Genomic DNA, 15,492 nt, shown 5'->3' with positions numbered 1-15,492 from the left:
TCAGCTCCCCTGACATGTGTATTCCAAACGTATTGAACACTCTCGACGCCTGCTGCGGGCATGCGTGTCATCGCCCCGCCATGGGCACCGGAACGGGATGCCTGCGTGTCAGCCGCCAACGGTAGGGTGAAGCCTTGTATAAGACCCCAAACCGTTCAAACCAGAAGGTGCATTGTGGCTAATTCCAAAATCGATGAAGTCGTCTCCCTCGCCAAGCGTCGCGGCTTTGTGTTCCCGGCCGGCGAGATCTACGGCGGCACCCGCTCCGCGTGGGACTACGGCCCGCTCGGCGTGGCGCTCAAAGACAACATCAAGCGCGAATGGTGGCGCTCTATGGTCGTCACCCGACCAGATGTCGTGGGCGTCGACACGTCGATCATCCTGCCGTCCGAGGTGTGGGTCGCCTCCGGCCACGTATCGGTGTTCAACGATCCGCTCATCGAATGTCTCACCTGCCACAAGCGTCATCGCGCCGACAAGCTCGAGGAGTCGTACGCCGAGAAGCACAACGACCAGCTGCCCCCGAATGGTCTCAAGGACATCGTGTGCCCGGACTGCGGCACCCGCGGCAATTGGACCGAGCCCCGTGACTTCAACATGATGCTGCGTACGCACCTCGGTCCGGTGGAAGATGAGAACAGCCTCCATTACCTGCGCCCCGAGACGGCACAGGGCATCTTCGTGGACTTCAAGAACGTGATGACCTCGTCGCGCTCCAAGCCGCCGTTCGGCATCGCCAACACCGGCAAGAGCTTCCGCAACGAGATCACGCCAGGCAACTTCATCTTCCGCACCCGTGAGTTCGAGCAGATGGAGATGGAGTTCTTCGTTGAGCCGGGCACCGATGAGGACTGGCACCAGTACTGGATCAACGCCCGCACACAGTGGTACATCGACCTCGGTGTGAACCCCGAGAATCTGCGCCATTACGAGCATCCGAAGGAAAAGCTCGCCCACTATTCGAAGCGCACCGTCGACATCGAATACCGCTTCGGTTTCCAGGGCTCCGATTGGGGTGAGCTCGAGGGCGTGGCCAACCGCACCGATTTCGATCTCGGCGCCCACGCCAAGCATTCCGGTGAGGACCTGAGCTACTTCAACCAGGCCACCGGCGAGAAATACATTCCGTACGTCATCGAGCCTGCAGCCGGTCTGTCGCGTTCACTTATGGCCTTCCTTGTGGATGCCTACGACGTCGACGAGGCCCCGAACACCAAGGGCGGCGTCGACAAGCGCACAGTGCTGCGTCTCGACCCGCGTCTCGCTCCCGTCAAGGCCGCGGTGCTGCCGTTGAGCAAGAAGCCGGAACTGCAGTCGGTGGCCCAGGACCTCGCGCAGGATCTGCGACTCAACGACTGGATGATCGACTACGACGAATCCGGTGCAATCGGTCGCCGCTATCGTCGGCAGGACGAGATCGGCACCCCGTTATGCATCACCGTCGACTTCGACACGCTCGACGACCAGGCCGTGACGATTCGCGAACGTGACACGATGCAGCAGGAGCGCGTGGCGCTCACCCAGGTCGCCGACTACGTGGCCAAGCGCATCAACGACAAGCGCACGCGCGTGCCGCTCAAGCCGGTGTCGATGGGTGGCGCCGAATGGCCCGAGTCCGTGCATATCGCCGAGGCCGGTGGTCTGTACTGATCCGCCATGCATCAATCGCCTGCGCCCCGTATGCCTGAGATTGTGGGACGCAGGCGATTTTGCGTATGAGGTGTGCGTGCGAATAATCCATACGGTATTCTGTACAATTCGAACACATGAACGAGGGGATATGAGCGAGCAGGAGACGATACTGAACACATCCCGGCAAGGCGATGCAAGCCAAGATGCCAGGGATTGCGCAGATGCCGGTGCACGGCATGAGCCGGTTTCGGCCGGTCCGTTGGCGCCGATCAGGCTCGGCGATGTCATGGTGAACACGCCGGTCATGCTCTCCCCGATGGCGGGTGTGACGAACTGGCCGTTCCGCGTGCAGTGCGAGGAATATGGGCCCGACGGCCTCTACGTGGCCGAGATGGTCACTGCCCGCGCGCTGGTCGAGCGCAATCCGAAGGCGCTCAGGTTGTGCAGGTTCGCACCGAGCGAGCGCATCAGATCGCTGCAGCTGTATGGCGTGAACCCGTCGATTATGGAACAGGCGGCGCGGTTCCTGGTGGACAACGGCATGATGGACCATCTCGATCTCAATTTCGGATGCCCGGTTCCCAAGGTCACCCGGCGTGGCGGGGGATCGGCATTGCCATGGAAAACGGATCTGTTCACCGAGATTGTCCAGCGCGTGGTTACGGTGTGCGCGCCGGCGAACATTCCGGTGACAGCGAAGATTCGCGTGGGGCTGGACCATGAGCATGAGACCTTCCTCGAAGCCGGGCATATAGCCCAGGAGGAGGGGTGCAGCGCGGTGACCCTGCACGCCCGCACCACTGCCGAATACTATGGCGGTCATTCGGATTGGTCCCGGATCGGTGAGCTCGTGGGCGCACTCGACATACCGGTGTTCGGCAACGGCGACATCTGGGGCGCCGAGGACGCCATCGCGATGGTGAACGAAACCGGGTGTGCTGGAGTGGCGATCGGGCGCGGGTGCCAGGGGCGGCCATGGCTCTTCGGCAATATAGGCAACGCCTTCGCCGGCAGCGACGTGCGCATCAACCCCACCCTCGGCGAGGTGGGGCGCATCATCATGCGCCATGCCGAGCTGCTCACCGAGTTCTACGATGGGGACGAGCGGATGGCTGTGCACGACCTGCGCAAGCATGTCGCATGGTACCTGAAAGGTTTCCCGGTGGGAGGCTTCACCAGGCGCGCGTTCATGGAATGCGAGAGTTTGAAGGATGTTCGTGAGCAGGTGGACGCGCTTGACCCGAACATCGAGTATCCTGAACGGGTGGTGGACCAGCCGAGGGGTCGTGTTCGCTTTGCGAAGAAGGTGCATTTGCCATATGGTTGGCTCGATTCGCGGACCACGACCCATGAGGAGCGCGAGCGACTGTTCGGCGACGACCCGATGGATGCGAGCTACTGAGCGACACGTTTTAAGAAAACTTTCGGAAATCGGGTCTACGGTGTCTACGAGGAATGTGAAAAGGAGGGTGAGCGGATTGGCCTTGTCCAGTGGAGGGAGGCCTGTTTTCTCACCCATCTGCGGTACAGTTGTGTACAACCGTGAGTGACAGGAGACTAACGTGAGCGAGATCGCCCAGACCGACAATTTCAACGACACCACGATTATCAAGGTCGTTGGTGTCGGTGGCGCAGGTGGCAATGCAGTCAACCGAATGATTGCCGAGGGTCTGCAGAATGTGGAATTCGTGGCAATCAACACGGATGCGAAAGATTTGCTGCGCTCCGACGCCGATGTCAAGATCTCGCTGAGTGACGCCTCGAGCCGAGGGCTCGGCGCTGGGGCGGATCCGGAGAAGGGCGCGAAGGCCGCCCAGGACCACCAGTCCGAGATCGAAGAAGCCGTCAAGGGCGCCGACATGGTGTTCGTCACCTGCGGTGAGGGCGGTGGCACCGGCACCGGTGCAAGCCCACTGGTCGCCCGCGCAGCACGCCAGCAGGGCGCGCTCACCATTGCAGTCGTCACTCGTCCGTTCTCCTTCGAAGGCCCGCAGCGTGCCGCCTCGGCAGCGCTGGGCATCGACAATCTGCGCGAAGAGGTCGACGCGCTCATCGTCATTCCGAACGACCGACTTCTTGAACTCGACGACAGCTCCATTGGCATCGTGGATGCATTCCGCACGGCCGACACCGCTCTGCTCGCCGGTGTTCAGGGCATCACGGACCTGCTCACGATCAATCCGTACATTCACGTCGATTTCTCCGATATCACGTCGATCCTGCAGAACTCCGGCACCGCACTCTTCGGCATCGGCGCCGCACGGGGCGAGGATCGTGCAGCACAGGCCGCAGAGATCGCCATCAGCTCGCCGTTGCTCGAGGAGAGCATCGACGGCGCCAGCGGCGTGCTCATCAACATCGCGGCTTCGAACGACCTGAAGCTCGCCGAGGTGAACCAGGCCGTCGGCTTCGTTCGCGAAGCCGCACATCCGGAGGCGCAGATCATCTTCGGTCTCGCACTCGACGATGCCTATGGCGATGAGATGCGCGTCACCGTGATTGCCGCCGGCTTCAACGACAAGAAGAAGCTCGCTCAGGCCAATGAGGACGCCCAGGCCGCCGCTTCGGCGCCTCAGCACACCGTCAAGCCGGTGACCAAGCCGGCCGTCGCTTCAGGGCAACCCACCATCCTCACGTCTCCCATTCCCTCCACCGGTCCGGTATTCGAAGAGGAGAAGAAGACGGATGAGAAGATCGTGGCCCAGCAGCCGACGCCGAAGCAACGCTCCGAATACGATGCCTCGTCCGACACCAGCAGCTATCCGTATACGGCACTTGGTGATCTAGGTGACCTCGACATTCCGGAATTCCTGCAGTAGTCGATCCGTTTACGGCACGGTCCGAATTACAATACCTGTAGAACCCATAGAGTCAACCTGAAACAGGACAGCAAAGAAGGAAACGCGAATGGCCGGATTCATGAAGAGGACCATGTCTTATCTGGGAATGTCCGACGTCGTGCCGGAAGACGAAGATGACGAGGTCATCGACGAGGAGCCGGAGTCGTCATTCGACACCGATCGTTCCGTCACGCCAATCCCGGCCACGTCCACGCAGCCTTCCACGAGCCAGCGCAAGTCGGTGGCACCGTTCCATGCGAACATCAACCGCATCACGACGATTCACCCGCAGAGCTACGAAGACGCCCAGCTGGTCGGTCGTGCACTGCGAGACGGCATCCCGGTGGTGCTGAATCTCACCGATGTCTCTCAGTCACAGGCTTACCGCATCATCGACTTCTCGTCTGGTGTGGTGTTCGGCATCTCCGGCTCCATCGAACGCGTGACCGAGCGTGTGTTCCTGCTGAGTCCCGCGCGTGTGGACATTGTGGCGGAGGACACCGAATCGGGTATGTCAGACAATCTGTTCGAAAACTGAGGGAGTGTCCGCACAGGACCTCCCCGCGTCATTTGCTGTTCGAGGAAGCATGTTCCTAGTCATTCGATAGGCTGGGAGCATGCTTTCGACGTTATTCGGCTTCTTCTTCCATATTATCGACCTGCTCATCGAGGCTTACATCGCGGTATTGTTCGCCCGCATGATCTTCGATTGGGTGCTGGTACTGGCGCCGCGGTGGCGGCCGACCGGTTTTGTGGCGACCCTGCTGCGCATCATCTACCAGCTCACCGAGCCGCCACTGCGCTTCCTGAGACGATACATCAAGCCGATTCCCTTGGGGCGCGTTTACTTCGATGTGAGTTTCTTGGTGTTGTATTTCGTGCTGGTAATCTTGCGTATATTGATCTGACCGATGGAAAAAGTCCGCTTGTCATGTGAAAAAGCCGTCCATGCGGTGTGCTTGCGCAGGTGTCGTGATAGCATCAAAAAATAAGGTCAACTAAGCTGGGTCTATCCCAAAGCGAGGTGGTAAGATAATGGCTCTTTTGACGCCAAAGGATATTCGGGAGCACACCTTCCAAACGGTGCGCTTCAAGGAAGGGTACGATGTCGATGAGGTCGACGACTTCCTCGATCAGGTAACCGAAACCGTGGAGGCTTTGGGCAAGCAGGCAGTTGCAGGTGGTCAGTCCACGCAGGCACTCGGCCCCGACGTCTCCGCACTGAATACGAAGATTTCCGATCTGACTGCGCAGGTCCAGTCCCTGCAGCAGGAAAACCAGTCGCTCAAGGCCGCTGCCGCAGAGGGTGTGGGTGAGCAGGCAGCAGCACAGATTGCTCAGGCGAATCAGGCCGCACAGGCTGCACAGGCGCAGCTCAAGGAAGCCGAGTCGAACAATCAGGCGCTTTCCACTCAGAACGAACAGCTGAAGAACCAGATCGAACGCCTCTCCGCGCAGGTCGATCAGCTCACCGCACAGGCGGCACAGAACTCCGATCAGCCGGATCTCGCCAAGGAGCTGCAGGAGATCACTCGCCAGCGTGATCAGTTCCGCGCTGACAGCGAGAATCTGCGTCATGAGCTCTCTGCTGCCCATGAGCAGACGATGCGTGCCCAGCAGGCCGAAGCCCAGATCAAGGACCTCACCAAGCAGCTCGAGGAATCGAAGCAGCGTGAGGAACAGCTGCGTGACCAGGTTGCCAAGGTCGAGCCGAACACCGAGACGGGCAGCCTGCAGAAGATCAAGAGCGCAGCCGCTGCGGCCAACAGCGAGCCGGAGCGCGCCACCGCGATGCTCACCCTCGCGATGCAGCTGCACGACCAGTACGTCGACAAGGGCAAGGCGACCGCCAAGGAGATCACCGAGCAGGCCCAGCGCAAGTATGAGGAGCTCATCTCCAAGGCCAACGACTATTCGAACCGCACTCGTTCCGAGGCCGACGATTACAATGCCCGCACCCGCGAGGCTGCCGATGCCTACAGTGCGAAGACTCGTGACGATGCCGATTCGTACAGCGCCAAGACGCATGAGGATGCCGACACGTACATGAAGAACAAGCACGCCGAGGCAGATCAGTACGTGGTCGACAAGACCAATGAGGCGAACACGTACGCGGATCAGAAGACCGCAGAGGCGAACACGTACGCGGATCAGAAGACCGCAGAGGCGAACAACTACGCCGCCGCCAAGACCAACGAGGCCGACACCTATGCCGACTCGAAGGCCCATGAGGCAGACGAGTACGCTCAGAAGAAGCAGGACGAAGGCAACACCTACGCCCAGCAGAAGAAGAGCGAGGCCGACCAGTACGTGGTCGAACGCCACGACGAGATCAACGCCTTCGAGGCCGAGGCCAAGAAGCGTGCCGACGACTATTCGGAGAAGACCCGCACTGCGGCCGACGACTACGCCCAGCAGGTACGCGAGAACCTCGAGACCCAGTCGAAGGTGATCGAAGGCAACATTCAGGGCCTCAAGACCTTCGAGACCGAATACCGCGCACGCCTCACCGAATTCCTCGGCCAGCTGCAGGCACAGGTCTCCGACACGAACAACTACAAGGACATCGACAAGGCCAACTGATACCATTAGCCAATGTTGAATTCGAAACCAAGACGGCCGCGTGCACGCGTGGCCGTCTTTGCATCTATCGCCATCGTCGCCCTTGGAATAGATCAGCTCACCAAATATCTGGCACAGACCTATCTGACCGAAACCGATTACATTCAGGTGATCCCACGGTTCCTGCACCTGACGTTGGTCCATAATCCCGGGGCCTCGCTGGGCATGGGGGCCAACTCGACTTGGGTAATCAGCCTCTTCGCCATCGCCGCATGCTGTGTGCTTGTCTGGCTGGCTTGGCGCACCACATCGATGGTCTGGACCGTGTTTCTGGCACTCGCCTTTGCCGGGGCGTTGGGGAACCTGATTGATCGCGTGGCATATGCCCAAGGATTCCTCAATGGCAAGGTCGTTGATTTCCTCAATTACGGTTGGTCGGTGGGCAATGTGGCCGACATCTTCCTCATGATCGCGGGAATAGGCATCATCGTGCTCATTTTGTGCGGAGTGCCATATAGGGGGAGCGACGAGCGGCAGCCGGCTGAAACAGCGAATGCCGGGCATTCCGATAACTAGGCATATGGAAGGAGCGCAATGAGCACGATCATTCCGGCGCCCGATGCACTGATCGGGAAGCGGTTCGATGTGGCTGTAGCCAAGATGATGGGCATCTCACGGGCCAAGGCCACTGAACTCATCGAAACCGGGCAGGCACGTGTGATCGGGCGTGACATTCATAAATCCGCCACATTGCAGGACGGCGACACTGTTGAGATTGACGTGCAGGAAGAGAGACGGGAACTCGAACCCGTCTCGACTGAAATGGGAATCGCCTATGAGGACGACGACATCGTGATAGTAGATAAACCGGTTGGTGTGGCGGCGCATGCCTCAGTCGGCTGGACCGGGCCCACAGTGCTGGGGTCATTGATCCAGCGCGGTGTGCACATCACATCGATGGGGGCTGCAGGACGGCAGGGCATTGTTTCGCGGCTCGATGTGGGAACCTCAGGGCTCATGCTCGTATGCAAATCCGACCTCGCATACAAAGAAATGCGCAGGCAATTCTCCGAGCACGAGGTGAAAAAGACCTACCATGCGCTCGTGCAAGGCAATCTCAAGGAAGACAAGGCCACCATCGAAGCTCCGATCGGGCGGGCAAAGGTCTCCGATTTCCGCTTCACGGTCACGCCCGCGGGCAAGGAGGCCATCACCCATTGGGACGTGATGGAACGCTTCGGCGAGACCACACTCGCATCGATCAATCTCGAGACCGGACGCACCCACCAGATTCGCGTGCATTTCTCGTCCATCGGGCACCCTCTTGTAGGAGACCCGATGTACGGGGCCAATCCCCGTCTGTCGCAGGCACTGGGGCTCCAACGTCAATGGCTGCACGCCATGGAGCTGGAGTTCCGGCATCCGCGCACGCACATCAACACTGTGGTCACCTCGCGGTATCCCGCCGATCTGCAGCATGCGCTGGAGACGGAGCGTGAGCGCTTCGCCCAACGGGAGCACCAGCGGTTAGAGTCGTCGCGAGGATGACGATGGCGGTGATTTCCCGCGACTGGCTTCCGCGATCGCCAATACCACGAATATGATCATCGCGCAGGTTGGTATAACTGCCAACGGCGTGGTGAACAACAGACTGATCCACGCCTCCAGCTCGCGCACCCCGGTGGAATAGCCGGCCGCATGATCGCAGCCAAACAGTATGCGAATGGCCTGCACCATGCCGATGGCTCCGGGAAGGGCAAGCAGGGCGCAGAGCGGAATGAGCGCGACATATACGGCGATGCGCCTGCCGTGGGCCGGCTTCGATGCCGCCATAGGCAACCTCCTTTCCCTCGCGTCGGCTTACTCGGCAATGTTGCCAACACTCTAGCGACGATGCGGCGCTGTTTCCATATGAAGCGATTGATGTGCTGGAAATGCCGAGTGTCGAAACGGACATGGCGTGTTCGAAGGGTTGCGGGGCACCTCTGCTTGCGCCCTGTACAGCAAGCAGATTTCAAGGTACATTAGAACACTATGACCAATTCCGCTGATTTCGTGCAGTTGCACAACCATACGCATTATTCGTTGCTCGATGGCGCATCGAAGATTCCCGATTTGGTGAAGTACACGAAGGAATTGGGAATGGGCGCCGTGGGCATCACGGACCATGGCAACATGCATGGCGCGTATGAGATGTACACCGAGGCGGTGAAGCAGGATGTCAAGCCGATCATCGGCATCGAGGCGTATGTGACGCCGGAGACGGCGAGGCAAGACAAATCGCGCGTGCATTGGGGCACGGAGGCGCAACGGCGTGATGATGTGTCCGGTGGCGGCCTGATCACGCATTTGACACTGTGGGCCGAGGACGACGAAGGATTGAGGAACCTGATCAGGGCCTCTTCGGTGGCGAATCTCGAAGGACGTGTGATGCGCTATCCGCGTATGGACAAGGAGGTGCTCTCCACCTACAGCAAGGGCGTGATCTGCGGCTCGGGATGCCCATCGGGCATTGTGCAGACCCGTTTGCGCCTCGGTCAGTTCGATGAGGCCTTGCGCGCGGCGGGTGAGTTGCAGGACATTTATGGCAAAGACAACTTCTTCATTGAACTGATGGACCATAATCTTGAGATCGAGCGTAAGGTGACGAAGGACCTGCTTGAGATCGCGAAGAAGCTCGGTGCGCCGCTGCTGGCCACGAACGATTCGCATTACGTCCACGAGGAGGATGCTGGCGCGCAGGACGCGATGCTGTGCATCAATTCAGGCTCGCATCTGGATGATCCGGACCGGTTCAAGTTCGATGGTGAAGGGTATTACATGCGTTCCTCGCAGCAGATGCGCGAGCTGTTCCGCGACCTGCCCGAGGCATGCGACAATACGATCGAGGTGGCGGAACGTTGCAATGTGATGTTCGACGACCACGAGGACGGTGCGTTCATGCCCAAGTTCCCATGCCCGGAGGGTTGGGACGAGACGTCGCTGTTCCTGAAGAAAGTGGAGGAGGGCCTCGAACGGCGGTACGAGGGCAACGTACCAGCGCATGTGCTGGCACAGGCGGATTACGAGTGCGGTGTGATCTGCCAGATGCAGTTCCCGGGCTACTTCCTGGTGGTGGCCGACTACATCCAGTGGGCCAAGGACCATGGGATCATGGTGGGGCCGGGCCGTGGCTCGGCGGCAGGATCGATGGTTGCCTATGCAATGGGCATCACCGAGCTGGATCCGTTGGAGCACGGTCTGATCTTCGAACGGTTCCTGAACCCGGAGCGCGTGTCACTGCCGGATATCGACGTGGACTTCGACCCGGAGGGCCGTCTGAAGGTAATCGAGTACTGCGGCGACAAATACGGGCACGACAAGGTGGCGCAATGCGTGATATACGGCACGATCAAGACGAAGCAGGCGCTCAAGGATTCGGCGCGCATCATGGGCTACGAGTTCTCGATGGGCGAGTTGGTCACCAAGGCGTTGCCGCCGGCGGCAACGGGTGGCAAGGACGTGCCGCTGCATGACATTTTCGATCCGGGTGCGAAACGCTATGCGGAGGCGCGTGAATACCGCGAATTGTATGAGTCGAATCCCGATGCCAAGCGAATCACCGACGAGGCGATGGGCATCGAGGGCCTGATTCGCCAGACGGGTGTGCACGCATGCGCCACGATCATGGGATCGGAGCCGATCACGGACACGTCGCCGCTGCTGGAGCGTACGGACGGCACGGTGACGACGACATTCGAATACCACACATGTGAAACGCTGGGGCTGGTGAAGATGGACTTCCTGGGCCTGTCCAACTTGACGGTGATCGGTGACACGCTCAGGAACATCGAGGCCAACGGCAAGGAGCCGATCGACCATACGAAGATTCCGCTTGACGACAAGGAGACGTACGAGCTGCTGTCGCGCGGCGACACGCTGGGTGTGTTCCAGCTCGATTCCGACGGCATGCGTGCGTTGCTCAAGCAGCTGAAGCCAGATAACTTCAACGACATCTCGGCATTGATCGCCCTCTACCGGCCGGGCCCGATGAGCATGGACTCGCATACGAACTACGCGAAACGCAAGAACGGGTTGCAGAAGATCGAGCCGATCCATCCGGAGCTTGCCGAGCCGCTCAAGGAGGTGCTCGACGAGACCTACGGCCTGATCATCTACCAGGAACAGGTGCAATCCGCCGCCCGTATTCTGGCCGGCTACTCGCTGGGCAAGGCCGACGTGCTCAGACGCGCGATGGGTAAGAAGAAGCCCGAGGTGCTGGCCAAGGAACAGGTGCCGTTCTTCGAGGGCATGAAGGAGCACGGCTATTCCCGCGAGGCGGCACAGGCGGTGTGGGACGTGCTGGTGCCGTTCTCGGGCTACGCGTTCAACAAGGCACATTCTGCCGCCTACGGGCTCATCTCGTATTGGACCGCCTATTTGAAGACGCACTATCCGGCTGAGTTCATGGCCGCTCTGTTGCAAGGTGCCTCCACGAACAAGGACAAGACCGCCCTGTACCTGGGCGAGGCGCGCCGCATGGGCATCAAGGTGCTCTCGCCGGATGTCAACGAATCCGTGTACGCCTACTCCGCCGTCGGAGACGTGGTGCGTTTCGGACTTGGCGCCATCAGGAACGTGGGTGAGAAGGCAGTCGCCGACATCATTGCCGAACGTCAGGGCAGCCATGGCAAGTACGTCAACTTCATGGACTTCATTCGCCGTGTGCCTCTGACCGCACTCAATAGGCGCCTGGTCGAATCGTTGATCAAGGCGGGTGCCTTCGACTCGATCGACCCCAACCGGCGTGCCCTCTACCAGATTCATGAGGCTGCGATCGACTCGGTCACCGACCTCAAACGCAAGCAGGCCACTGGGCAGTTCGACCTCTTCGCCGACCTCGACGCCGGTGCCGGTGATGGCGAGGCCGAAGCGCTCGGCGATGTGTCGATCAGCGTACCCGACGTGGAGGAGTGGGATAAGAAGACCAAGCTCAACTTCGAACGCGAAATGCTGGGCCTGTATGTGTCCGACCACCCGCTTTCAGGCATGCAGTCCGTGCTCGCCAGCCTGCGTGACATGTCCATCGCGCAACTGATCGACCGTGCTCCCACGATGCCCGAGCGCAGTCAGGTCATGGTCGCCGGGCTCATCACCAACGTCGACTCACGCGTCTCCAAGAAGGGCAACCGATGGGCGATCGTGACGATTGAAGACATGGAGAGCTCCATCCAATGCCTGCTGTTCGGCAAGGTGTACGAGGCGCACGCGGCGGAACTCGCCGTCGACACGATCGTGCAGGTGCGTGGCATGGTCGAGGCACGTGACGAGACGATCTCGTTGCGCGCCACCGACCTCATGGTGCCCGTCATCGAAGCCGGTGAGGACCGTCCTGTTTTCGTCCAGCTGCCTGCGCACGCCCTCGATATGCAACGGCTCGAACAGTTCTCGCAGATCCTCTCCAATCATCCCGGTGCCTGCGAGGTCAGGCTTGCCATCGTCGATGACAATGGCGGCGTGACCCTCATGACCCTCGGCGATCGCTTCCGTGTGCGCCGTGAGACCGGCCTGTTCGCCGATATCAAGGTTCTCTTCGGCGCCAACGCACTGCCTATGATCTGAACGGCGGTTTGCGTGAACGGAGACGGCATGCCATCGCATGCCGTCTCCGTTCACGCAAACCGGATGCCTGCCATCTTCTCATCTGATCGTTGTCATTGTTTTGCGTAATCTGGGACAAATTCCACACGGAGCGCGTCCCCGACTACGCAAATTTGCTGGATTGACGCGAACATGGGGACTCGTCGGGACACGTCAGCGGGCAATCTCACGATGCAAAAGGCCCGATGCTCTCGTTTTCCTTCTCGTGACAGGCGCTTGGTACCATAGTGGCTTATGAGCCAAGATAACTATATGCGCATCATTGATTTGCGCGGCAAGGAACTGACACGCGCCGAGATGCTCGACGCGATGCCACGAGCTGAGATGGGAACCGACGAAGCGAGCGAGATCGTGCAGCCGATTCTCGACAACGTGAGGGAGAACGGCGCCGCAGCGTTGCGTGAATATGCCGAGAAATTCGACCACATCGTCCCCAAGTCGTTCCGTGTACCCACCGACGTCATGGATGCCGCCGTGGCGAGCCTCGACCCGGAAGTACGCGCAGCGATTGAGGAATCCGTGCGCCGTGCCCGCGCAGTCGCGAAATCGCAGGTCCCGGAGGACTTCCACACCGATCTGGCCGAGGGTGCGCGCGTCAGTGAGCGCTGGATCCCGATCCAGCGTGTGGGTCTGTACGTGCCCGGCGGCAAGGCCGTGTACCCGAGTTCCGTAATCATGAACGTGGTGCCGGCACAGGCCGCCGGTGTCGAAAGCCTCGCCATCGCCACTCCGCCAAGCCGTGACAATGCGCAGGGTTGGCCGAACAAGACGATTCTTGCCACCTGTGCCATTCTCGGTGTGGACGAGGTCTACGCCGTCGGCGGTGCACAGGCCATCGCGATGTTCGCCTATGGCGCCGCCGACCTCGACAATCCGGTCTCCCCGGTGCTGTGCGAGCCGGTAGACAAGATCACTGGTCCGGGCAACATCTTCGTGGCCACGGCCAAGCGTCTCGTCTCGGGCATTGTGGGCATCGACGCGGTCGCCGGTCCCACTGAGATCGCCATCATCGCCGACAAGACCTCGAACCCGGCATATGTCGCCGCTGACCTCATTGGTCAGGCCGAGCACGACGAACTCGCCGGATCGGTGCTCATCACCGACGACGAGCAGTCGGCCGAGGCGGTGCAGGCCGAGCTCAACAAGCGTGTGCCGCGCACCGAGCACTCCGAACGTGTAGCCACCAGCCTCTCCGGCAAGCAGTCCGGCATCATTCTCACCGACGGCATCGAGCAGTCGATCGACGCGGCGAACGCCTACGCCGCCGAACACCTTGAAGTGCAGACTGCAGACACGGATGCCGTGATCGCGAAGATCCGCAACGCTGGCGCCATCTTCCGCGGCAACTATTCCCCGGTGCCGCTGGGCGACTACATGTCGGGCTCGAACCATGTGCTGCCCACCTCGGGCACCGCACGATTCGCCGCTGGTCTCGGCGTGCACACGTTCATGAAGCCGGTGGAGGTCATCGAATACGACGAGCAGGGACTGAAGGAGCTCGCCGCCAGGGTGAACGCCTTCGCCGTCTCGGAAGATCTCCCGGCGCACGGCGAGAGCGTGCTGACGCGCTTCATTGACGATCCGTACAACAAGGAAACCATTACCGAACAGGAAGAAGAAGCAGGATTACGATGAGCGAAGCGATGATTCCGGCGGATCTGCCACTGCGTAACGACCTCATTGGCGAGGTGCCCTACGGCGCCCCGCAGCTTGACGTCCCGGTGTGCCTGAACGTCAATGAGAACCCGTATCCGCCGGATCACGCCGTGGTTCGCAGCATAGTGGAGCGCGTCAAGCAGGTGGCGCCCACACTCAACCGCTATCCGGACCGCGAACACATCGGACTGCGCGAGGCCTTCGTCAAGTACCTCAAGGAGGAATCGGGGGCGCAGCTCACGGTGGAACAGGTGTGGGGCGCCAACGGCTCCAACGAGATCATGCTCCAGCTGTTTCAGGCTTTCGGAGGCCCTGGCCGTGCCGCACTGGGCTGTGACCCGGCCTATTCGATGTACCCCGAGTATGCACGCGACACGTTCACCAGTTGGCACACCACGCACCGCAAGCCGGACTTCACCCTTGATGTGGACCGTACCATCGAGGACATCGATGCGATCCAGCCGGCCATGGTGGTGCTCACCAGCCCGAACAATCCGACCGGCACCGAACTGCCCATGACCGATCTCAAGCGCATTCTCGAACATTGCCAAAGTGCTCAGGTCGCTGGTGCACACGATGGGGTGCACCCGATCGTGGTTGTGGATGAGGCCTATATTGAATTCCGCAACCCGGGCACGCCGTCGGCCACGACGCTCATCAACGACTACGACAATCTGGCCGTGAGCCGCACCATGAGCAAGGCATTCGCGTTCGCGGGAGCCCGAGTGGGCTATCTGGCGGCCAGCGAAGGTATTGTGGACTGCCTGCGCATCGTGCGCATGCCATACCACCTGTCTGCCGTGACGCAGGCGGTGGCGCTGGCGGCCTTCGATCATACGAAGGAACAGCTGAGCCAGGTGGACCACCTGCGCGAGATTCGCGAGCAGACCGCCGCTTGGCTCAAGGAACAGACCTATAAGGGCCAGCCACTCGAAGTCGCCCCCTCGCAGTCGAATTTCCTGCTGTTCGGCGGCCATTTCGACAATCGCGGAGCCATCTTCGACCAGATGCTCCAGCGTGGCGTGCTCATTCGCGTGGTGGGGCCGGAAGGCTGGCTGCGTGTGTGCATGGGCACCGACGAGGAGATGCGCCGATTCCGCGAGGCGCTCGTCGAATCGATGCGCGCCGTCGAGAACGCCTAGGCTGCAGACATACGTATACC

Annotated in this window: 12 protein-coding genes; 11 read left to right on the top strand and 1 reads right to left on the bottom strand. The window is 60.5% G+C overall.

What is annotated here, in order from left to right; genetic code table 11:
• Positions 1-174 precede the first annotated feature (174 nt).
• The 8 genes from BANAN_RS06075 to BANAN_RS06040 all read left to right on the top strand — a co-directional run bounded on the left by BANAN_RS06075 (position 175) and on the right by BANAN_RS06040 (position 8,582).
• Positions 175-1,650 (top strand): glycine--tRNA ligase, encoded by a 1,476-nt coding sequence (locus tag BANAN_RS06075; RefSeq protein ID WP_014698034.1) that lies wholly within the window; start codon positions 175-177, stop codon positions 1,648-1,650.
• Between the two features lie 130 nt (positions 1,651-1,780).
• A complete protein-coding gene (dusB, locus tag BANAN_RS06070) occupies positions 1,781-3,034 on the top strand; it encodes a tRNA dihydrouridine synthase DusB (RefSeq protein ID WP_014698033.1) in 1,254 nt (417 codons plus the stop codon).
• 160 nt (positions 3,035-3,194) lie between these two features.
• Positions 3,195-4,451 (top strand): cell division protein FtsZ, encoded by a 1,257-nt coding sequence (gene ftsZ / locus BANAN_RS06065; RefSeq protein ID WP_014698032.1) that lies wholly within the window; start codon positions 3,195-3,197, stop codon positions 4,449-4,451.
• 88 nt (positions 4,452-4,539) lie between these two features.
• Positions 4,540-5,010 carry a cell division protein SepF gene (locus BANAN_RS06060; protein WP_014698031.1) on the top strand — a complete coding sequence of 157 codons (471 nt, stop codon included), beginning with the start codon at positions 4,540-4,542 and terminating at the stop codon, positions 5,008-5,010.
• Positions 5,011-5,089: 79 nt separating this feature from the next.
• Positions 5,090-5,380 (top strand): YggT family protein, encoded by a 291-nt coding sequence (locus BANAN_RS06055; RefSeq protein ID WP_014698030.1) that lies wholly within the window; start codon positions 5,090-5,092, stop codon positions 5,378-5,380.
• Positions 5,381-5,507: 127 nt separating this feature from the next.
• Positions 5,508-7,055, top strand: coding sequence for a DivIVA domain-containing protein (locus tag BANAN_RS06050; protein ID WP_041777036.1), 1,548 nt, complete (start codon positions 5,508-5,510; stop codon positions 7,053-7,055).
• 12 nt (positions 7,056-7,067) lie between these two features.
• Positions 7,068-7,610: a signal peptidase II gene (locus tag BANAN_RS06045; protein ID WP_041777035.1), complete on the top strand. Its 543-nt coding sequence runs from the start codon at positions 7,068-7,070 to the stop codon at positions 7,608-7,610.
• Positions 7,611-7,628: 18 nt separating this feature from the next.
• Positions 7,629-8,582, top strand: a complete 954-nt coding sequence (locus BANAN_RS06040) for an RluA family pseudouridine synthase (protein ID WP_014698027.1) — start codon at positions 7,629-7,631, stop codon at positions 8,580-8,582.
• Here BANAN_RS06040 and BANAN_RS06035 read toward each other — a convergent pair.
• Positions 8,562-8,867 (bottom strand): hypothetical protein, encoded by a 306-nt coding sequence (locus BANAN_RS06035; protein ID WP_014698026.1) that lies wholly within the window; start codon positions 8,865-8,867, stop codon positions 8,562-8,564. The two genes, BANAN_RS06040 and BANAN_RS06035, sit on opposite strands and share 21 nt — an antisense overlap.
• Before the next feature lie 201 nt (positions 8,868-9,068).
• Here BANAN_RS06035 and dnaE point away from each other — a divergent pair, with 201 nt between their 5' ends.
• From dnaE to BANAN_RS06020, 3 genes are all read left to right on the top strand, one after another.
• A complete protein-coding gene (dnaE, locus tag BANAN_RS06030) occupies positions 9,069-12,635 on the top strand; it encodes a DNA polymerase III subunit alpha (RefSeq protein ID WP_014698025.1) in 3,567 nt (1,188 codons plus the stop codon).
• 291 nt (positions 12,636-12,926) lie between these two features.
• A complete protein-coding gene (gene hisD, locus BANAN_RS06025; protein ID WP_014698024.1) occupies positions 12,927-14,309 on the top strand; it encodes a histidinol dehydrogenase in 1,383 nt (460 codons plus the stop codon).
• On the top strand, positions 14,306-15,472 hold the full coding sequence (locus BANAN_RS06020) for a histidinol-phosphate transaminase (RefSeq protein WP_014698023.1): 1,167 nt from the start codon (positions 14,306-14,308) through the stop codon (positions 15,470-15,472). Before hisD ends, BANAN_RS06020 begins: the two co-directional genes overlap by 4 nt.
• Positions 15,473-15,492 lie beyond the last annotated feature (20 nt).

This window comes from Bifidobacterium animalis subsp. animalis ATCC 25527 (assembly GCF_000260715.1).
GTDB classification, from domain to species: domain Bacteria; phylum Actinomycetota; class Actinomycetes; order Actinomycetales; family Bifidobacteriaceae; genus Bifidobacterium; species Bifidobacterium animalis.
This window is presented reverse-complemented; position numbering and strand designations above follow the sequence as displayed.